This is a genomic window from Streptomyces sp. SLBN-8D4 (assembly GCF_049739545.1).
In the GTDB taxonomy this organism is placed as follows: Bacteria; Actinomycetota; Actinomycetes; order Streptomycetales; family Streptomycetaceae; genus Streptomyces; species Streptomyces canus_C.
Genome location: NZ_JBMGQC010000001.1, coordinates 9849705 through 9868458, shown reverse-complemented (window position 1 = coordinate 9868458; position 18754 = coordinate 9849705). Strand labels below are relative to the sequence as shown.

The 18754-nt window shown below is 69.7% G+C and carries 16 protein-coding genes and 3 pseudogenes; 7 read left to right on the top strand and 12 right to left on the bottom strand.

Annotated elements, in window-relative coordinates:
• Positions 1-45: 45 nt before the first annotated feature.
• The 6 genes and pseudogenes from RKD20_RS44855 to RKD20_RS44830 form a co-directional block, all read right to left on the bottom strand.
• A complete protein-coding gene (locus tag RKD20_RS44855; RefSeq protein ID WP_424882783.1) occupies positions 46-2193 on the bottom strand; it encodes a beta-galactosidase in 2148 nt (715 codons plus the stop codon).
• A gap of 58 nt (positions 2194-2251) precedes the next feature.
• On the bottom strand, positions 2252-3199 hold the full coding sequence (locus RKD20_RS44850; RefSeq protein WP_424882782.1) for a carbohydrate ABC transporter permease: 948 nt from the start codon (positions 3197-3199) through the stop codon (positions 2252-2254).
• Entirely contained in the window at positions 3196-4131 is a 936-nt protein-coding gene (locus tag RKD20_RS44845) for a carbohydrate ABC transporter permease (RefSeq protein WP_424883477.1), read from the bottom strand. Before RKD20_RS44845 ends, RKD20_RS44850 begins: the two co-directional genes overlap by 4 nt.
• A gap of 82 nt (positions 4132-4213) precedes the next feature.
• Entirely contained in the window at positions 4214-5605 is a 1392-nt protein-coding gene (locus RKD20_RS44840; RefSeq protein ID WP_424882781.1) for an ABC transporter substrate-binding protein, read from the bottom strand.
• Positions 5606-6014: 409 nt separating this feature from the next.
• Positions 6015-7148 (bottom strand): LacI family DNA-binding transcriptional regulator, encoded by a 1134-nt coding sequence (locus tag RKD20_RS44835; protein WP_424882780.1) that lies wholly within the window; start codon positions 7146-7148, stop codon positions 6015-6017.
• Between the two features lie 950 nt (positions 7149-8098).
• Positions 8099-8266 (bottom strand): annotated as a pseudogene (locus RKD20_RS44830) (sensor histidine kinase); the annotation flags it as partial.
• Between the two features lie 125 nt (positions 8267-8391).
• Here RKD20_RS44830 and RKD20_RS44825 point away from each other — a divergent pair.
• From RKD20_RS44825 to RKD20_RS44805, 5 genes and pseudogenes are all read left to right on the top strand, one after another.
• A complete protein-coding gene (locus RKD20_RS44825) occupies positions 8392-9117 on the top strand; it encodes a response regulator transcription factor (RefSeq protein WP_424882779.1) in 726 nt (241 codons plus the stop codon).
• 214 nt (positions 9118-9331) lie between these two features.
• On the top strand, positions 9332-10564 hold the full coding sequence (locus RKD20_RS44820) for a cytochrome P450 (RefSeq protein WP_424882778.1): 1233 nt from the start codon (positions 9332-9334) through the stop codon (positions 10562-10564).
• 58 nt (positions 10565-10622) lie between these two features.
• The gene (locus tag RKD20_RS44815; RefSeq protein WP_424882777.1) at positions 10623-10817 is read left to right on the top strand and encodes a ferredoxin; all 195 of its coding nucleotides are present in this window, start codon (positions 10623-10625) and stop codon (positions 10815-10817) included.
• A complete protein-coding gene (locus RKD20_RS44810; RefSeq protein ID WP_424882776.1) occupies positions 10814-12001 on the top strand; it encodes an NAD(P)/FAD-dependent oxidoreductase in 1188 nt (395 codons plus the stop codon). Before RKD20_RS44815 ends, RKD20_RS44810 begins: the two co-directional genes overlap by 4 nt.
• Before the next feature lie 224 nt (positions 12002-12225).
• Positions 12226-12339 (top strand): annotated as a pseudogene (locus tag RKD20_RS44805) (aldehyde dehydrogenase family protein); the annotation flags it as partial.
• A gap of 698 nt (positions 12340-13037) precedes the next feature.
• On the opposite strand, the gene RKD20_RS44800 reads toward RKD20_RS44805, so the two are convergent.
• The gene (locus tag RKD20_RS44800; protein ID WP_424882775.1) at positions 13038-13631 is read right to left on the bottom strand and encodes a TetR/AcrR family transcriptional regulator; all 594 of its coding nucleotides are present in this window, start codon (positions 13629-13631) and stop codon (positions 13038-13040) included.
• 84 nt (positions 13632-13715) lie between these two features.
• On the opposite strand from RKD20_RS44800, the gene RKD20_RS44795 reads away from it, so the two are divergent.
• Together RKD20_RS44795 and RKD20_RS44790 are read left to right on the top strand one after the other, a co-directional pair.
• Positions 13716-14633, top strand: coding sequence for an alpha/beta fold hydrolase (locus tag RKD20_RS44795; protein ID WP_424882774.1), 918 nt, complete (start codon positions 13716-13718; stop codon positions 14631-14633).
• A gap of 79 nt (positions 14634-14712) precedes the next feature.
• The gene (locus RKD20_RS44790; RefSeq protein WP_424882773.1) at positions 14713-15285 is read left to right on the top strand and encodes a TetR/AcrR family transcriptional regulator; all 573 of its coding nucleotides are present in this window, start codon (positions 14713-14715) and stop codon (positions 15283-15285) included.
• Between the two features lie 258 nt (positions 15286-15543).
• Here the strand turns inward: RKD20_RS44790 and RKD20_RS44785 are convergent.
• The 5 genes and pseudogenes from RKD20_RS44785 to RKD20_RS44765 form a co-directional block, all read right to left on the bottom strand.
• A pseudogene (locus tag RKD20_RS44785) lies at positions 15544-15879 on the bottom strand (nuclear transport factor 2 family protein); the annotation flags it as partial.
• A gap of 19 nt (positions 15880-15898) precedes the next feature.
• Positions 15899-16318 (bottom strand): nuclear transport factor 2 family protein, encoded by a 420-nt coding sequence (locus tag RKD20_RS44780; protein WP_424882772.1) that lies wholly within the window; start codon positions 16316-16318, stop codon positions 15899-15901.
• Between the two features lie 2 nt (positions 16319-16320).
• Positions 16321-17127 (bottom strand): MBL fold metallo-hydrolase, encoded by an 807-nt coding sequence (locus RKD20_RS44775; RefSeq protein WP_424882771.1) that lies wholly within the window; start codon positions 17125-17127, stop codon positions 16321-16323.
• Between the two features lie 36 nt (positions 17128-17163).
• The gene (locus RKD20_RS44770; RefSeq protein ID WP_424882770.1) at positions 17164-17781 is read right to left on the bottom strand and encodes a DsbA family protein; all 618 of its coding nucleotides are present in this window, start codon (positions 17779-17781) and stop codon (positions 17164-17166) included.
• Between the two features lie 153 nt (positions 17782-17934).
• A complete protein-coding gene (locus tag RKD20_RS44765; RefSeq protein ID WP_424882769.1) occupies positions 17935-18429 on the bottom strand; it encodes a MarR family winged helix-turn-helix transcriptional regulator in 495 nt (164 codons plus the stop codon).
• Positions 18430-18754: the final 325 nt, after the last annotated feature.

The following is an 18754-nucleotide window of genomic DNA, read 5'->3' as shown; positions in this document are numbered from 1 at the left end:
CGCACTGCGGTGCCGCCCGGTGACCCGGTCGCAACAGACGCCCGCTCAGACGTCCGGGGTGGTGCCGTCGTGCTCGGCGACGAGGACGCGGACATCCCACGGGCCCAGGTCCACCTCCGCACCGGCAGGTACGTCGTCGCCGCTCAGTACGTCGGACAGGTGCACCGGGGACGGGACCCGTGCGGGCTCCCAGCTCCAGTTGTGGACGACGTGCACGTGACGCCCGTCAGGCGAGGTCCCGGTCGTGACGGTCACGGACTCTGGCAGGTCCCGCCATCCGCCGCGCGGGTCCGGTGCCATCCAAGCGGCCAGTGACCTGGCGAGGTCACGGCCGGGGACCGTGCCCACGCAGGTGACGCGGCCGGCGCCGTGCTGACGGGTGGTGACGGCGGGCCAGCGACCGAAGTGCGGGTGCTCGTAGGAGGCCAACGTCTCGGCGTCGACCGGTGTGAGGCCCTCGATCCAGTGCGTCGCCGTCGCGTCGGCGGGCACCTGGAGCGAGCCGCCGTCCACAGCGCGGACGGGTACGGCCTTCACGACGTTGCTGAACTCGTCGTAGTGGATCCCCGCGGCCTCGGTGAGACGGCCCGGTGCCTTCTCGTGCCGGGCGCGGGCCTCGTGGTCGGCGTATCCGGTGCGGGGACCCAGGACGAGGTGGCCGCCGGCGTGGGCGTAGGAGGTGAGCCAGTCGAGGGCGGCGTCGGTGGCGATGTACAGCGCCGGCACGACCAGCACGGGGTGGCGGCGCGCGGCCTCCCGCGGTGTCGTGTCCCGGACCAGTTGTGCGACATGCACGATGCGTACCTGCCGGCCGGCGTCGAAGGCCCCCCGGTAGAAGGGGTCGAAGACGCGGTGGTAGGCGGCGGGGTCGGGTTCGCCGTTCGGCTTGGCCAGCGGCGGGTACTTCTGCATGAGCCACTTGCTCGGCATCGAGTAGACCATCGTGATGTCGGCGTCCGGTTCGATCCCCGCGACGAGCGGACCGGCCTTGTCGAACTCGGCTCCCAGGCGCGCGATTTCGGCGTAGGTGCGGCCGGGCTGTCCGCTGTGCGGGAGGACTCCGCCCCAGTAGGTCTCGGCGCCGAAGCGCAGGGTCTGCCACTGCCAGTACTCGATCATCCGGGCACCGCGGGCCACGTGCGCCCAGGCGGCCTGGCGCCACTGGCCGTCGTAGCCGGGCCGGTTGTCCCAGGCGAAGCCGATGGAGTTCGCGTTGGTCTCGGTGACCAGGAAGGGCTCCTGGCGGGAGGAGAACATCCAGTCGGCGGTCTGGTACATCGACCAGACGCCGGTGGTCTTCCACCGCTGCTCGTGCTCGTCGGGCGTGGGGTCGGGCAGCAGGAGGCCGTCCTGCATGTCGTAGTACGGGTTGCCGGAGGCGATGTCGAGCCGCGCGGCCAGCTCGTCGTCCGCGACTCCCTGGCGGGTGTAGGAGATACAGGTGGTGACGAAGTGCTCGGGTGCCGCGTACTCGCGGACGATGTCCGCCTGCCAGCCGATGAACTCGGTGACCTGCCGGGCCTGGAACTCCCGCCAGGCGACGTCGTACTGAGGCTGCTCGTTGCCGTCCGGGGTCCACAGGTCGCCCCAGGTGGACAGCCGGTGCGACCAGTACACCAGCCCCCACTCGCGGTTGAGGGTCTCGACGTCGCCGTACTTGTCGCGCAGGTGGTCCACGAACCGCTGGAAGACGCCGTGGTTGTGGAAGAGGTGCAGGCCCGGTTCGTTGTCGACCTGCCAGCCGATGACCGCGGGGTGGTCGGCGTACCGGGCGACTATCTGCCGGATGATCCGCTCGGCGTGGAAGCGGAACGCGGGGTGGGTGAAGTCCACCTCCTGCCGGGCCCCCCAGCCGATGCGCTCGCCGGTACGCCGTTCGCCCGTGATCTCCGGGTACTGACGGGCCAGCCACGGCGGTACCGCGTAGGTCGGCGTGCCGAGGACGACGGCGATGCCCCGCTCGTGGGCGCCGTCGAGGACCGGCTGGAGCCAGTCGAGGTCGAAGCGGCCGTTCTCGGGCTCCCAGGTCGACCAGACCGACTCACCGACCCGGATCACGGTGAAGTGCGCCTCGGCCATCAGGTCGAGGTCGGTCTTCAGCCGTTCGTCGGGCCGCAGTTGGGGGTCGTAGGCGGGCGTGTACTCGTGGTAGTACGCGGCACCGAAGAGGACGCGGGCGGGAAGAACCGCCATGGGGGAACCTCCGAGGAGTCGTTGGGGGCTGGGCGTCGGCGTTGTGGTCGGCGGGGTGTTATTGCTTGACGCCGCCGGCGGCCAGACCGCTCTGCCAGTACCGCTGCAGGAGCAGGAAGGCGACGACGAGCGGGATGACGGAGATGAGGGAACCGGTCACGACGAGCGCGAGCATGTTGCTGTTCGCGCCGCTGCCGCCGCCGAAGGCCTGGGACGCCCAGGACGAGAGGCCGACCGTGACGGGGTACAGCTTCGGGTCGTTCAGCATGATCAGCGGCAGGAAGTAGTTGTTCCAGGTCGCCACGAGCGTGAAGAGCACGACCGTCACCAGGCCCGGTGCCAGCAGCCGCAGCGCGATCGTGCAGAAGATGCGCAACTCCCCCGCCCCGTCGATGCGCGCGGCCTCCAGGAGGCTGTCCGGAACGGCGTCCGCGGCGTAGATGCGCATGAGGTAGAGGCCGAACGGGCTGACCAGCGAGGGCAGCACGATGGCCCAGGGGGTGTTGACGAGGTCCACCTTCGCGAAGAGCAGGTAGGTGGGGATGGCGAGGGCGGTCGTCGGGATCATGACGGCGCCCAGGACGAGGGCGAAGGCCGCGTTGTTGCCGTGGAAGCGGTACTTGGCGAAGCCGTATCCGGCGGCGGCCGCGAGGAGCGCGGCGCCCAGTGCGCTGCCGACGGAGTACAGGACCGTGTTGAGCAGCCAGTGCAGGAAGACGCCGTCGTCGTGCGTGAGCGTCTCATGGACGTTCTTCAGCAGTTGCGGCGCGTGGGAGAACCACAGGCCGAAGCTGGTGAACAGGTCCTGGGTGCTCTTGGTCGAGGAGACGGCGAGCCAGAACAGCGGCAGCAGGAAGTACGCCAGGACGGCCAGCATGACGATGGTCAGCGGGGTACTGCGGCGGCCGACCGAACTCCGGCGCCGGCCGCGGGAGTTCCGCGGGGTGCCGCTCGCAGCCGCGCGCGGGGCGGGCCGGGACGTGGAGGGGGGCGTCGTGGTCGTCACGAGGTCCTCCTGCGGTTCGCGATGAACAGGACGGCGTAGGAGAAGATCACGATGACCAGGCCGAGCAAGAAGGACACTGCCGCCGAGTAGTTGACCTGCTGACCGGTGAAGGCCAGTGAGTAGGCGTACAGGTTCGCGGTGTACGAGTTGTCGATGACGTCGGGGGCGATGGGCTGCAGCAGCTTGGGCTCGTTGAACAGCTGGAAGCTGCCGATCACGGAGAACAGCAGGGTGAGCAGCAGGGCGGGGCGCAGCGCGGGGAGCTTGACGGACCAGGCGATCCGCCAGGGCCCGGCGCCGTCCATGGCCGCTGCCTCGTACAGTTCCGTGGGAACGGTCCGCAGGGCCGCGTACAGGATGATCATGTTGTAGCCGACGAACTCCCAGGTCACGATGTTCGCCAGGCTGCCCGGCATCCAGCCGTCGCTGAGGAAGCGCGGGATCGGCAGGCCGAGCTTCTCGCTCAGCTGCGCGAACGGCCCGAAGTCCGGCCCGTACAGGTAGCCCCACATGAGGGTGGCGACCACGCTCGGGACGGCGTAGGGCACGAAGATGCCCAGCCGGATCACGCGGGCCAGGCGCAGCAGGCCGCTGTCGAGCGCGAGCGCGAAGACCAGCGCCAGGACGAGCATGAGCGGGACCTGGATCAGGAAGAACAGCGCGACCCGCAGGACGCCCTCCCGAAGGAGCGGGTCTTTCAGGGCCGTCAGGTAGTTGTGAAGCCCGACGAAGGCGGTCCCGCCGATGAGCCGTTCCTGGAACAGGCTGAGGTAGGCGGCGTAGCCGAGCGGGGCGAGGAACATCAGCAGGAACAGCACCATGAACGGTGCGACAAATAGCGGGCCTGCCGCACCTTGGCGCAGGCCACCGAGGCGGCGTTCGGGCCCCGCTCGGCGCGGCTCCTCGGTGGGGGCCACGGTCGTGGCAGTCATCATCAGGCCTTTCTTGGGGGAAGGGCTGGCCAGGGGCGGGTTCCGTACCGGCGCGTCAGGTCGCCGGCACGGAACCCGCGGTTCACGGGGACTTGACGGTGAAGCCCTGCGCCTTGGCGTAGGTGGTCAGGCGCGTCTGCCAGGCGCCGAGCGCGGCGACCGCGTCCTTCTTCCGGGTCAGGGCCGTGCCCACGGTCTCGGTCCAGTCGGTGACGGCCTGGTCCAGGAACGGCGGCCACTGGAAGTCGGGGCTGACCGTCTTGCCGATGTCGGCGAACACCTGGTTGACCTTCTGGCCGCCGTAGAAGGAGGGGGCGTCGGCGGTGAAGGACGCGTCCGCGAGCAGCTGCTTGGTCGCCGGGAAGAACGACTGCTTGGTGTTGAACAGCTTCGCGCTGGCGGGGTCGCTGTTGAGGAACTGTGCGAACACCGCGGCCGCGATGGGGTTCTTGGTCTCCTTGATGACCGCGCTGGTCGAGCCGCCCCAGTTGCCCGAGCTCGGCTTCGAGGCGTCCCACTGCGGCAGCGGGGCGGCCCGCCACTTGCCCGCGGTGGACTTGGCCGAGCCGGCGAGGAAGACCGGCCCCCACGCGGCGGTGATCCAGGTGGCGTACTTGCCCTTGTTGAGCGCGGAGAACCAGGCGTCGGTGAAGTCCGGCTCGACGCCGATCAGGCCTTCTTGGGCCAGGCCGCCCCAGTAGGCACCGAGCTTCTTGGAGATCGCGTCGTCGACGTCGATGGTGACGTTGCCCTTGCCGGCGGTCGCGTAGGGCTTGGCGCCCGCCTGCCAGAGCAGGCCGTGCCAGGCCGCCGCTTCGTTGCCGGCCAGGTTGGTCAGGCAGACCTCCGGGTCGGCCTTGTGCAGCTTGCGCGCGGCGGCGGCGAAGTCGTCCCAGGTCTTGGGCGGTTCGATGCCGTTCTTGTCGAAGATGTCCGCCCGGTAGAGCATGCCCATCGGACCCGTGTCCTGCGGGATCGCCCAGATCTCGCCCTTGGAGCCGCTGACCTGCCCCCAGGTCCAGTCGACGAAGGTGTCCTTGAGCTTTGCCGCGCCGTAGGGGGCCAGGTCGAGCAGGCTGTCGGTGATCGTGAAGGTCGGGATGGCCTGGTACTCCATCTGAGCCACGTCCGGGGCACCGCTGCCGGCCTTGATCGCCGTACGCAGCTTGGTGTAATGCTGCACGCCCTGGCCCGCGTTGACGACCTTGACCTTGACGGCCGGGTACTTCTTCTCGAAGAGCGCGACCTCCTGGTCGATGTCCGGCACCCAGGTCCAGAACGTCAGTGTGGTCGGGGTCGTCATCGCCTGGTCGATGTCGGCCTGGCTGACCTGCTTGTTGGACGAGGAGGCGGAGCCGTCACCAGCGCCGCCGCAGGCGGTCAGAGCGGCACCCAGCGAAACCGCTCCCGTGGCGGTCAGGAGGAGCCGGCGGCTCATCTGGGGCTGGCTGGGGGTGGAGTCGGTTCTGTGCATGAGAACTCCCGCCGATGGCTGAGGGAAAAGCACGCCGAGCACAGGCGTGCGAGGGCAGAGTGAGGAGGGATACGCAGGCTCGGACGGGTCGGCCAGGGCACGGATGCCGGTATGGACGGCGACTCGTCATCGCGGACACCGCCCGCCGGGCGGTCCGCCCGCTGTCGCGGCGGAGGCCGGTGGTCGGGGAGGTCACGGTGGAGCGGAGAGTTGCGGCGCTGAGGGCTCGGTGGCCGCTTTGGTGCCGAAAGCGCGGAGAAGGGGACGCGGCGTTCGGGTAACGGGGTGTCCGTACGGGACTCACGCGCGGCCGGGAGAGGTGGGCGGGAACAGTGAGATTCGTACGGCGGCTCGCCACACGGCTCCCTGCCCGGTGAGGAAGGCGGTTCCTCGGGCCGGTCGGTGCTGGTCAGTCGTACGTGGACGCACCTCCGCCCAGGGCCGGGACAGGCCGGCCCCCACTCGGAGATGAGGTGGAGGACCGTCCGCTGCCCGGGGTCTTCCGGGGTGGCGGAGGCGCGGTCGAGGCGCGGATTACGAGGTCGACCGGTGGTTCACCAGCCGGCAACGGGGGCGCGTCCGGGTTCTCGATGGAGTGCACGAGGCGTTTGAGCCCCTCTTGCGCCACGGTGTCGAAGGGCTGACGCATCGTGGTGAGCGGAGGGGTGACATAGGCGGCGACGGGGATGTCGTCGAAGCCCACGACGCTGACGTCCTCGGGCACGCGTCGGCCGGCTTCCACCAGCGCGCGGATGAGCCCGATGGCCATGTCGTCGTTGGCGGCGAACACCGCGGTGAGGTCGTCGTCGGCGGCGAGTTCACGGCCCGCGGTGTAGCCGGTCGAGGCGGACCAGTCCCCCTCGACGACGGGCGGGAGCACCCTGTCGTGTGCGGCGAGCGTCGACCGCCAGCCCTCCAGCCGGTCCCGGGCGGCGTACCACCGCTGCGGTCCGGCGAGGTGGTGGACGGTCTGGTGCCCGAGCTCCAGCAGGTACTCGGTCGCCGTGCGCGCCATCAGATCGGCGCCGACGCCCGCGGCGAGTGTCTTGGGCGTGGCCAGGGACGGCGAACCGAGCACGAGCACCGGTACGTCGTCGCGGGCGGCCAGGTCCTCGCCGTGTCCGTCGTCGATCGGCTCGGAGATGACGATGCCGTCCACGCCCTGCTCGAGAAGCGAGTCGACGGCGCCGGCGACGCCTGTCGGGTCGCCTTCCAGGGTGTTGACCACGCGGAGGGCGTAGCCGGTGTCCCGTACGGCGCGTTCGACGCCCATGATCAGTGAGGCGGGGCCGTACAGGGCGGTTCCCAGCGTCACCACGCCGATGGAGCGGGTGCGTCCGGAGGCCAGTGCCCGTGCCGCGTTGTTCATGCGGTAGCCGAGTTCCTCACCGGCCTCCAGGACGCGGCGGCGCACCTCGGCAGAGACGTACGGCTCGTCGTTGTAGACCCGGGAGACCGTCTTCTGCGAGACGCCGGCCAGCTGGGCGACGTCCACGCTGCGGGGTGCGCCGGAGCTTCCGCCCCGCCTTGCCACTCGCCCCATGGTGTCTCCAGGTGATCGTGCCCGGCGCCGGTCGACGCCGTATGACTGCGCTGACATGTCTACGCAGTCATACGGTGGTCGTCAAGCGTTCGGAACAGATTCGCAATCTGGACTCGCGGTGGATCGGGGCGGGTGCGGCCCAGCCGGGAGAGGGCATGGGATGGAGGAGTTCCAGGTCCGAGACCAGGTCCGGCCTGCGGATTCTCACGCAGCGGGTCAAGGGCAGGCGGGATCGGCGATGGTGCGTCGGCAGGCACGGTCGTCCACTTGGATCATGGGCGCAGGGAACTCCATGATCTTGGGAGCCCGTGCCCCCGTGCGGCAACGCTGAAGCCTGCCGTGAGCCCTGCTAGGGCAATCGCCTGAGCCACAACACGGCAAGGCCGTAAGCAACAGCCGACACAGCAAGTCCCGCGAGGACCGTGGCGGTGTACGCCCGGTCGGGCAGCGTCTGCCTGAAGAACCCGAATGTGACGTCGCGAGTGAGGAGGAATGCTGCGACGGCGGCGAACATCGCACCCGCTGACTGCTGGGTCCATCGTCCCGGCTTCGACGCAACGCGGCCATCCGGGCGAGGAGCAAGAGGTTCTGTCACTCGTCACTTGTACCGGTCTCGATGTGACTCATCAACGGTTGCCGGCCCAAGCACACACGACAGGACTCGGCGTCGTCGCACGATCACGGGCCCATGGACAGTCGCTGTCGACACTCGTGAACAAGGTCTCGCCGCCGGTACGGCCGGTCGGCGGTCGTCTTCGCCGGCCTCACGGTCGTCATCGCGCTGGCCGGGCTGTCCGTCGTCGGCATCCCGCTGCTCACCGAGGTTCCAGCCCTCCCCCACACTCGGCTTCGCTCGAGTGGTGGGACCCCCACCCGGCCGCCAGCGCCCGTACGGCGCCGACGAGCCCACGGTCGGTGAGGATCGGGGGTGAATGCCGCGTACCACCTGCCGAGAGGGTGCCCGGGTCACGGACGGCGATCCGCAGACGCTCGCGCAAAGTGCCGGTGATCGGCTGGTACGCCTCCGGGATGCGCCGGCCCGTCCAAGCGGCCGTCAGACCACGTTTGGCTCCGGCGATCCGGCGGATCAGCAGCACCGTCTCGGGCAGCATCCACGCCCAACTAGAGCCCATACCCTGCGCACCCCACGGCGCGCGACGTCAGGAAGCGGTGTCATGCATCCCGTCCCGAACCCCCCGGGGAAACCAGTTGCGTTGGGCAAGCGGACGGTAGGGTGAAGCGCATGTACGGCAGTGACGTCCGTGTGAGACCGGCACTTGCCCACGGAGCCGGTCAACACCTCCTGCTCATCGTCCATGAGCCGGGCGTCGCCGAACTCCTCTCCACCACACTGAAGTTGGCGGGATACCGCACAACCCTGACCGGGACCGGGAGCGAAGCGCTGGAGCGGCTCTCGGAGCAGCGGTTCGATCTGATGATCGTCGACACGTCACTGCCGGACATGGCGGGCCTGAGCCGGGAACGGCCCGTATTGGCCCATCGCCCGCCGGCGCTCCTCCTCACGGAGTACGACTCGCTGGACGACCTCGTGCCCGAACTGGGCCCAGGGGAACGGGACTACGTCACCAAGCCTTTCCGGGTGGCCGAGGTGCTGGCCCGTGTGCAGGTCCTGCTGCGGGACGCGCACCTCGGGCGTCCGCGGGACGGCTCGCTCAGCTACCGCGACCTGGTCCTGGAGGACACCCTGCGCCAGGCGCGCCGCGGCACCCGCCCCCTCGCCCTGACGCCCGCCGAGTACCGGCTGCTGCGCCACCTCCTGGTCAACGCGCACCAGGTGCTCTCCAAGGAGCAGATCGGCCGGTACGTCTGGGGCGACCACCGCGGCGACAACTCCATCGAGCAGCTCGTCTCCCGGCTGCGGCGCAAGGTCGATCGTGACGCGCCCAGCCTGATTCACACACGCCGAGGATTCGGCTACTGGCTCGGGCACGCCGAAGACGAGCACTGACCTGCCGCACCAAGCGGCGCCGTGCATACAACTCCCTTGCACAACAGGCTATTTACGCACCCCCACACGGCTGTGATCTGGGTCACGTCAGCTTTTCGTCAGGGAACTGATCGGAAGGCGTCAGCCCGCTCTGTTTGCATGTGCTCATCGAGGCCTCGACCCCTTCACCCCGGCGCTCCGCCCGTCGAGCGGACCCCCACCACCGAGGAGAACCATGGCCGACACGCTGGCCGGACCCGTACCCGACTCATCGGACCCGCTACCCGAGTTCCCGATGCCCCGGGAGGCCCGCTGCCCCTTCGACCCGCCGCCCGCCCTGAAGGACCTCCAGGAGCAGACGCCGCTGACGAAGGTGCGACTGTGGGACGGCAGCGAACCATGGCTCGTGACCCGGTACGCGGAGCAGCGCGCGGTCCTCGGCGATCCCCGGGTGAGCGCCGATACCGACAGCCCCGGCTACCCGACCAAGGCCTCTCCCGCGGGCGGCGAAGGCAAGCTCAGCTTCATCATGATGGACGACCCCGAACACGCCCGGCTGCGCCGGATGGTGACGGCGCCGTTCGCCGTGAAGAAGGTGGAAGCCCTGCGGCCCACCGTGCAGAGGATCGTCGACGACCTGATCGACGGGATGCTGAGCCGGCCGGGGCCGGTGGACCTGGTGGAGGAGTTCGCCCTGCCGATCCCCTCCCTGGTGATCTGCGAACTGCTCGGCGTGCCCTACGACGACCATGCGATGTTCCAGGAGAACACCAAGACGATGGTCCGCACGACCGCGACTCCCGAGCAGCGCGGTGCGGCGAGCCTGGAGGTCGCCGCATACCTGGCCACCCTCATCGGCAAGCGGCTCGCCGAGCCGAGGGACGACCTGCTGTCCAGCATCGCGGGGCGCGTCACCGCCGGGGAGATCGACCACCGGCAGGCCACGGAGATGGCGCTGCTCCTGCTGATCGCGGGCCACGAGACCACCGCGAACATGATCGCCCTCGGCACCCTCGCCCTTCTCGAGAACCCCGACCAGCTCGCCCTGCTGCGTGAGAGCGACGACCCGAAGTTCGTGGCCGGCGCGGTCGAGGAACTGCTGCGCTACCTGCACATCACCCACCTGGGACGGCGCCGCGCGGTCGCCGAGGACATCGGGATCGCGGGTCAGGTCATCAAGGCCGGCGAGGGCGTCATCATGGCCAACGAGATCGCCAACCGCGACCCCGAGGTGTTCGCCGACCCCGACCGGCTCGACCTCACCCGTGACGCCCGCCGCCATGTCGCCTTCGGCTTCGGTGTCCACCAGTGCCTGGGCCAGCCGTTGGCCCGGATGGAACTCCAGGTCGTCTACGGCACCCTCTACAAGCGCATTCCCACGCTGAAGCCGGCCTGCGCGCTGGAGGACGTCAGGTTCAAGAACGACGCGTTCATCTACGGCGTGCACGAGCTGCCCGTCTCCTGGTGACGGCTCCCCGTCCCGCGAACGACCAAGATCACGTGTGAGGAAGCAAAGGGGAATTGCCATGAAGGTGGAGCTGGAAGCCGACAAGTGCGTCGCCTCCGGGCAGTGCGTGCTCGCCTCGGCGGACGTCTTCGACCAGGACGACGACGGCATCGCGATCCTTCTGGAGGAGCAGGTCGGCGACGACCGACTCGACGACGTCGAGGAGGCCGTCGCGGTCTGCCCGGCCGCCGCCATCCGGCTGGTCGAGCAGTGAGGCGGATCGTCGTCGTCGGTGCCTCGGCCGCCGGACTCGCGGCGGCCGAGACCCTCCGCCGGGAGGGCTACGACGGCACACTCACCCTCGTCGGCGACGAGCCGCTGGCACCCTACGACCGCCCGCCGCTGTCGAAGCAGATCCTGGCCGCGAAGTGGGAGCCCGACCGGCTGGCGCTGCGCACATCGGATGCGCTGGCCGCGCTCGATCTCGACCTGCGGCTCGGCGTCGCGGCCACTGGCCTCGAACTCGCCGACCGCACGGTGGAGTTGGCCGACGGATCCGCCCTGCCGTACGACGGGCTGATCGTCGCCACCGGCGTCCGGCCGCGCCGACTGCCTGGCGAGGGCGCGCACGTCCTGCGCGACCTCGACGACGCCCTTGCCCTGCGCGAGCGGCTCACCCTGGGCCGGCGGCTGGTCGTGGTGGGCGCTGGATTCCTCGGCGCGGAGGCCGCCGCCGTCGCCTGGCAGCTCGGGGTCCATGTCACCCTCCTGGAACCCGCCCCCGTGCCGCTGGCGCACGCCATCGGCACCGAGGTGGGCCAGATGCTGACCCAGGCCCACCTGGAGCGGGGCGTGAACCTGCGCTGCGGAGTCACCGTGACCGAGGTGACGGAGAACGGCGTGCGGCTCGCGGACGCCTCCGAGATCCAGGCCGACGAGGTGCTGGTCGCCGTCGGCTCCCTGCCCAACACCGAGTGGCTCGCGGGCAGCGGTCTGACCGTCGGGGACGGCGTGGTGTGCGACGAGTACTGCGAGGCCGCCTCCAACGTGTACGCGGCCGGTGATGTCGCCCGCTGGTACAACCCGCTGTTCGGCACCTCGATGCGGATCGAGCACCGCACCACGGCGGCCGAGCAGGGCATGGCCGCCGCCCGCAACCTGCTCGCCACGCCGGAGGCGCGCAAGCCGTTCGCGCCCGTGCCCTACTTCTGGTCCGACCAGTACGACATGAAGATCCAGGCCTACGGCTATCTCCGCGGCCATGACGAAGTCGCCGTGGTGGACGGGGAGTTGATGGACCGTCGCTTCGTCGCCGCGTACCACACCGGCGACCGCGTCACCGGCGCCCTCACCGTCGGCATGCCACCCAAGGCGATCCGGCAGTGGCGTCGGGCGATCGCCACCGGCGCGGCGTGGGACGACACCGTGCGCACCACCGCCCCCGCAGCTCAGCCCTGACCTCCGGCCCATGAGAACGCGGCGGCTGCCGAACGCCGGTCATTCCCGGCCTCGCGAGCCGCCCCACGAGGAGCGCCTGCTGATCGACGGAGCTCAGCACGTCCGCGGGCAACGGCACGTACGAGGTGCTCAAGTTGTTGCTCGTCAAGCTCGCCACCGGCAACACGGCCGTCGCGTAGCCCGCACCCAAGACACCGTGGAACGCCACCCGCGTCGGTCGGCTCATCGCCGAGCGCACCGACATCCCGGCCGACGTGGTCAACGTCGTGCCGACTAACAACCTTGAGGCGGCCGAACGCCTCCTGACCGACCCGCGTGTCGACATGGTGTCGTTCACCGGCTCCACGGCAACAGGGCAACGCATCCTCGACTCGCCGCGAGCACGCGTTCAGACCGTCAGGGCGTCCAGCGCGTCGGTCAGGGCCTTGGTGACGTCCTCCGTGGAAGCCGGGCCGCCGACGTCGCGGGTCAGGATCCCGGCCGCGGTGGTCGCCACGCATGCGTGGACGGCGCCCACGTCCGCGCAAGAAAGAGGAGCCGCGAGCGGCCTGTCGCCGGTCGACCGGCGGGAGACTGGCAGCAAACACCACCCGATCTGCGACGGGAAGGGTACTCCGCTCCACCTCATCACGACTGCGGGGAACGTAAACGACATCACGCAGACCCCCGCCTCGTCCCGGCGGACTACCCGGGACGCCCGGGAACTGCGCACACGCCGGATCATGCCGGTCATCTCCCGCAAGGGCGCCCCGAACTTCAAGGGCCTGGGCAAACTCCGCTTCGATGTCGAGCAGGCCTTCGCCCTCACCCGTTCAGACGCCTCGCCATCCGATGGGAACGGCGCCTCGAACTCCACGACGCCTTCGTCTCCCTGGCATGCAGCCTCATCTGCGGGCGACGCCGAAAGAAGGCCCGCCCATGATCCTCTTACGAGCACCAGGAGCCCGAAGTCACGAGGCGGCTCAGGTCGGCTTCTTCCCCCGGTGGGGCAATCTCGTCGCCGGGTCGGCTCATCCCCTATGAGGGCTGTTTCGAGTCACTCCCTGCCGAGCCGGCGTGGAGCCTCGGCATTCTTGGCGGCTGCCGCCGCGACGGTTGCCAGGTCTTTGCCCGTGAAGCCGGCGCGGCTCAGCACCGCCAGAGATTTGTTCGTCGCCAGCGTGCACAACGCCAGTTCTGCCGCCTCCTGATCACCCGCCCCCGCTGCCAGCAAGGCTTGCTCCAGCCTCGTGCGCAAACCGTCGATCATGGCGCGGACCATCGCCCGGCCCTCCGCGTCGAGTGCCGGAAGCTGCGTTGCCGACACCGTGAGCAGGCAGCCGTCCGGGACTGTCGGGTCGGCGATGCGGTTCAGGGCGACCTGCAGATAGGCGGACACAACGGTGCTCGGGTCCGAGTGGGGGCCGGACAGCGCCTGCTCGTACAGCGGGTGGTAGGTCTGCGCGTACCGCTGAAGGCTTTTGCGGAAGAGGGCGCTCTTGTCGCCGAAGGTGCCGTAGAGCGAGCCGCGGCTCAGGCCCGTGCCCTCGGTGAGGCGATCGATCGAGGCCTCCGAATACCCCCAGCGCCAGAAGACGTGCATCGCGCGTCGTAGTGCCTCGTCCACGTCGAATTGCTTGCGTCCTGCCATGGTCCGTCAGCGTACACATCTTGCACCGATCGTTCCAACATGTGTACGGTCCACGGCATGACAAGTTGCACCGATCGTTCCAAGATGAGTACGGCCGACGGCACGGCAAGCTTGAGTGCGCTGCGGCTGCCCGACGGGTTCACCGACGTGTTCACCAGCCGGCTCATGGAGGTGAACGGGCTGCGGCTGCACACGGTCACCGGTGGGGACGGCCCGGCGCTGCTGCTGGTCGGCGGGTGGCCCCAGACCTGGTACGCCTGGCGGAAAGTGATGCCCGCACTCGCCCGCCGGCACACCGTCGTCGCCGTCGACTCGCGCGGGGCCGGGCTCTCCGACAAGCCCGACGACGGGTACGACTCCGGCACGCTGGCCGCCGATCTGCTCGCGTTGATGGCCGCGCTCGGGCACGACCGGTTCGACGTGGTCGGCCACGACATCGGTACGTGGACCGCATACGCCCTCGCCGCCGACCACCCCGAGCGGGTGGGCCGGCTCGCCATCCTCGAAGCGGTGGTCCCCGGTCTCACGCCGTCCCCGCCGTTCTTCGGCCCGGCCGCGGCCAACCTGAGACTCTGGCAGTTCGGCTTCAACCGGCTCACCGACCTCAACGAGGAACTGGTCCGGGGACGGGAGCGGCTTTTCTTCGGCTGGCAGTTCGCCACCAAGGCCGCCCTGCCGACCGCGATCCCCGCGTACGCCGTCGACGTCTACGTCGACGCGATCGCCGCCGATCCTCGCGCGCTGCGGGCGAGCTTCGCGTACTACCGGGCACTGGACGAGACGATCGCGCAGAACGAGCAGCGCAGCAAGACACGGCTGACTCTGCCGGTGCTCGCCCTCGGCGGCGCGCTGTGGAGCGGCGCGAATGCCGCCCAGACAATGCGGCTGGCGGCCGACGACGTCACGGAGGTCGTCCTCGACGACTGCGGCCATTACCCGGCCGAGGAGCAGCCGGCGCGGCTTGCCGAAATCCTGGAGGACTTCCTCGCCGCCAACCGGTAGCAGGCACACCACACGGCTCGACTTCGCGAACGACAGGCGGAGCTTCACAAGCTCCGTGACGTCGTGACTCGGCGTGTCCATGGCCTCCGTCGCCCGCGAGGCAGGCGTCGGCAAAGCCACGCTCAGCCGACGCTTCGCCACCCGGGAGGAACTCATCAACGCGGTCTTCGCAGACCGCATGGACGGCTACGCCGGCGCCGTCGCCGAGGTGCTCGCCGATCCCGATCCCTGGCACGGCTTCACCGGCTACATCCACGCCGTCTGCGCCATGCAGGCCGCCGACCGCGGCTTCGCCCACGTCCTGACCATGTCCTTCCCGGCCGCCAAGGCGCTGGAAGCCCGCCGCACCGAGTCGTACAACGGGTTCCTCGAACTCATCGCCCGCGCCCGGAAGAGCGGACACCTCCGGGAGGACTTCGTACCGGAGGACCTCGTCATCCTGCAGATGGCCAACGCCGGCGTCATCGCCGCCGCCGGCGACTCCGCCCCGGACGCCTGGCGCCGCCTCTTCGCGCACATGATCCGCTCCTACGCCGCCCCCGGCGCACCGATCCCCGCGGTGCCCGAAGCCCCGGAACCCACAGCCCTCTACCGCGCCATGGTCCGCCTCGCCCGAACGGGCCCGGGCTCCGCCCAGGCCTACAGCCCCTGAGCTCGCGGCCTTCGCAGCGCGCGGCGGGCGTCCCTCGACAACGGCCCCGGCTCAATCTCGCCCGAAAACTCCACCGACGCGTTCCGGTCCCGTCAACTCGCCGACGGCCGGGCCGGATCCTCGGTGGCCACCGGGGTGAGTGCAAGGCCGGCCTGGATGGCCCGTGGACCAGGACGACGTGGTATCCGCCTGAAGCATTCCCATGTGTCGGCCGCGTGCAGCGGCGCGTGCCGCGGCACACGGCCGGGTGGTGCGGACTCAGAACATGGTGTTGTGGTTGGCGCTCTTCTCGGGCACTTCCTGGACGTCCCAGTGCTCGACGATCTTGCCGCCGGCGATGCGCCAGAAGTCGGCGACGGCCATGCCACGGTCGCCGGGCCTCAGGTGCAGGTTGCTGTGGGTGACAACGAGGTCCCCTTCGGCGACCGCCCTCTTGATGTCCGGGCGCAGGTCTGGGAACTGTCCGCGCAACCAGTGGACGTAACCGACGAAGGCCTGCGGACTGTCCTGCGCCTCCGGGTTGTGCTGGGTGTGGGTCTCGCCGAGATGCGCCGCGGGGGCCTCTTCCGCTTGGTAGTCGTTGAACGCCTGCTCGTAGTGCTGGGTGGTGCGCCTAGACGGTCATGGCGTCGCGCACCAGCGCGGAGTCCACGAACTGCTCGAAGCGCACGATCAGTCCGCCCCGCACAACGAAGTGGTGGGCGACACGCACGTCGATCGGCTTGCCGGTGTCCTTGTTGGTCGCGGTGTAGCGGGCCAGGACGACGACGTTCCCGCCGTCGACGACGTAGGTGTCGTCGTGGGCGGTCCAGTCCTCCCAGTCCTGGCCGAGCTTCTCCATGACGTTGGAGGTCACGCCGTCGGGGGTGCGGTAGGTCCCGGCGAGTGGGAAGCCGGCCATCTCCGTCCACTCCACGTCGGGGGCGAGGGTGGAGCGCAGCGCGGTCAGGTCCCCGGCGGCCGAGGCCAGGTACTGGCGACGTACGACGTCGGCGGGAGCTGTGGAGGTGGTGAACCCGGTGGACTCGGTCATGGTCAGCCCCACTTCATCTCACCCTTGGCGACCTTCGCGCCGATCTGGGCGGCGATCAGCATGCCGTTGCCGGGGTAGCGCTTGACGAGTGCCTCGGTCAGTGCGGCGCCGTCGGCGGCCTTGCCCAGCTCCTCCTCGAAGGCGAGGAGGTAGTCGCGGGTGGCGGTGATGGCGGTCGCATCAGCCGCGGTGTCGGGCAGGCGGTGGCCGGGGACGACCAACTCCGGCTCAAGGGCGGCCATTTCGTCCAGGAGGTCGATCCAGGCGGCGCGGTCGTCGGGAGTGGGGGTGTCGGCGACCCAGACGTGCTCCTGCTGGAAGATCAGGACACCGCCGAGGAGGGCGCGGTGCTCTGCCTGCCACAAATAGTGGCGGTCGGAGAGGCCGGCCGGGCCGCCCTTGAGCTGGAAGGTGTGGCCTGCGACTGTGAGGTCGCTGGTGAGCGGGGTGAGGTCGACCAGGCGGGTGGGCAGGTTCGACCCGAGTGCCGCCCAGGCCTTGAGCTTGCCCTCGTAGGAGTGCGCGATGTGCTCGATGACGATCGGGGTGGCGACGAAGACGGCGTCGGGGAAGGCGTCGGCGATGACTTCGGCGCCGAAGTAGAAGTCGGGGTCGCCGTGGGAGACGAAGACAGTGGTCAGCGTCTTGCCGGAGTCGAGGATCTCGGCCACCAGGCGGTGGCCGTCGGCGCGGGTGAAGGCGGCGTCGACCAGCAGTGCCTCCGTCTCGCCGGTGACGAGGGTGGCGGTCTTGTTCTTGCTGCCGGCCGGGAAGTCCAGGTCCAGGACCTGGAAGGAAAGGGTGCTCATTCGGGGCTCCTGCTGGGTGGGGCGGGACGGGGGAAATCAGGCCGTACGAAGGGCTGCGAGCCGCTGGTCGATCTCGTCCGCGGTGGCGTGACCGCGGGCCATGGGCGTGAAGTGGTCCCCGTCGACGGCCAGCAGGGTGGGAAAACCGGTGACGCCGAGTTCAGCCGCGCGGTGGAAGTCCTCCGCCGCTGTGCCGGGCGCCTCGGGTCCTTCGAAGGCGGCGACCACGGCGTCCGCGTCCAGTCCGGCCGCGTCCGCGGTCTTCCGGTACGTGGCCGCCTCCGACAGGCTGAGGCCGTCGACGTAAAAGGCGTGCTGGAGAGCCGCGGCCAGTTCCGCCGCGCGCTCCGGAGCCACTTGTCGCAGGGCCGCGACGCCGCGGGCGGCGGCCTCGGAGTCCATCACGAACGTGCCGTCGGCGATCAACCGCTCGTAACCCTCGCCGAACTCGGCTCCCGTCAGCTCCGCGATCTGGGCGTTGGCCCCCTGGACGTAACCGAACTCGCGGATCGGCACCCGGCGCGGCCCGGTGAACAGGCCACCGGAGACCACCTCGACCGGCAGGTCCGGGTGACGGGAGACGACCTCGCGCAGAGTTCCGGAGAACCCGTGCGACCAGCCGCAGTAGGCGTCGAAGACATAGACGAGCTTCATCAAGGACCTCGGCAGGGTGGGGCGCCCGCACCTTCTGCGAGCGGTTCACCTCACCAACAATACCTGACTCGTCAGATATTTCTCGGCTGTCATGACCTGCACCACACCGCAATCACTGACGCCAGTACGTCAGCCCGGTCGCTGTTCCGCAGGTCAGGGCAGCCTGGGCAACATGTCACGGGCCGTGTGGCTGAGGATGCGGAGATCCTCCGCGAATCGCGCACGGTCCGCAGCCGGGAGAGGCTCCACGAAGTGCCGCTGGATGTTCTCCAGATGCACCCGTGAAGCACGTACTGCCGTCTCCTCACCCAGCGGGGTCAGGCACACCAGGCGCCCGCGCCGGTCATCGGGATCCTCCTTGCGCTCGACCAGACCCGCCACCTCCATGCGGTCCACCAGCCGAGTGGCGCCTCCCGTGGTCAGAATCTGCTCCTGAGCGACGGCCCGCATGGAGAGCCCCGGCTCGCCCGCCCGGCCGAGAATCAGCAGGACCTCGAAGACCAGATGGCTGATCCCGCACTCCTCCTCGAGCGCCCGGCCGAGTATGTATTCCAGTCGGTTGGCCGCGCCTTGCAGCCGTCCGAACGCCAGAATGAGCTCATGATCGGCGGCCTCCTTCGCCGTCCTGATCTCCGCTTCCTCATCCACGGCCGCGCCGCCCCCTTCACTCGTCCCGGTACCACCGTACCGATCATGCAGGGGACGGGCGGGGTCGATGCGGGCTGGACCAGTCGAGCGGCGTCAACCGCATCGTGCCGACCGATCACCGCTTGCACCGCATCCATCGGTCCGCACGCGGGGGCGCATCCTGGTCACCGGCCAGCCAGTGACGGCCGCCGGGTGTTTCCTGCTCCCGGGGTAAAGGGACATCGCGGAGTTCGTCGTCGATCGCTGCCGCGCCGCCGGTTTCCACGGCTGCGTCCTCACCTCCAACGCGGCCCCGCACCACCCCATGCGGCCGGCTTCATCGAGC

Bases quoted from the DNA above. Each gene is read 5' to 3' on its own strand.
- RKD20_RS44855 (WP_424882783.1), bottom strand. From the start codon at position 2,193: ATGGCGGTTCTTCCCGCCCGCGTCCTCTTCGGTGCCGCGTACTACCAC.
- RKD20_RS44775 (WP_424882771.1), bottom strand. From the start codon at position 17,127: ATGAGCACCCTTTCCTTCCAGGTCCTGGACCTGGACTTCCCGGCCGGC.
- RKD20_RS44845 (WP_424883477.1), bottom strand. From the start codon at position 4,131: ATGACTGCCACGACCGTGGCCCCCACCGAGGAGCCGCGCCGAGCGGGG.
- RKD20_RS44780 (WP_424882772.1), bottom strand. From the start codon at position 16,318: ATGACCGAGTCCACCGGGTTCACCACCTCCACAGCTCCCGCCGACGTC.
- RKD20_RS44790 (WP_424882773.1), top strand. From the start codon at position 14,713: ATGGCCTCCGTCGCCCGCGAGGCAGGCGTCGGCAAAGCCACGCTCAGC.
- RKD20_RS44840 (WP_424882781.1), bottom strand. From the start codon at position 5,605: ATGCACAGAACCGACTCCACCCCCAGCCAGCCCCAGATGAGCCGCCGG.
- RKD20_RS44820 (WP_424882778.1), top strand. From the start codon at position 9,332: ATGGCCGACACGCTGGCCGGACCCGTACCCGACTCATCGGACCCGCTA.
- RKD20_RS44835 (WP_424882780.1), bottom strand. From the start codon at position 7,148: ATGGGGCGAGTGGCAAGGCGGGGCGGAAGCTCCGGCGCACCCCGCAGC.
- RKD20_RS44800 (WP_424882775.1), bottom strand. From the start codon at position 13,631: ATGGCAGGACGCAAGCAATTCGACGTGGACGAGGCACTACGACGCGCG.
- RKD20_RS44770 (WP_424882770.1), bottom strand. From the start codon at position 17,781: ATGAAGCTCGTCTATGTCTTCGACGCCTACTGCGGCTGGTCGCACGGG.
- RKD20_RS44825 (WP_424882779.1), top strand. From the start codon at position 8,392: ATGTACGGCAGTGACGTCCGTGTGAGACCGGCACTTGCCCACGGAGCC.
- RKD20_RS44815 (WP_424882777.1), top strand. From the start codon at position 10,623: ATGAAGGTGGAGCTGGAAGCCGACAAGTGCGTCGCCTCCGGGCAGTGC.
- RKD20_RS44795 (WP_424882774.1), top strand. From the start codon at position 13,716: ATGAGTACGGCCGACGGCACGGCAAGCTTGAGTGCGCTGCGGCTGCCC.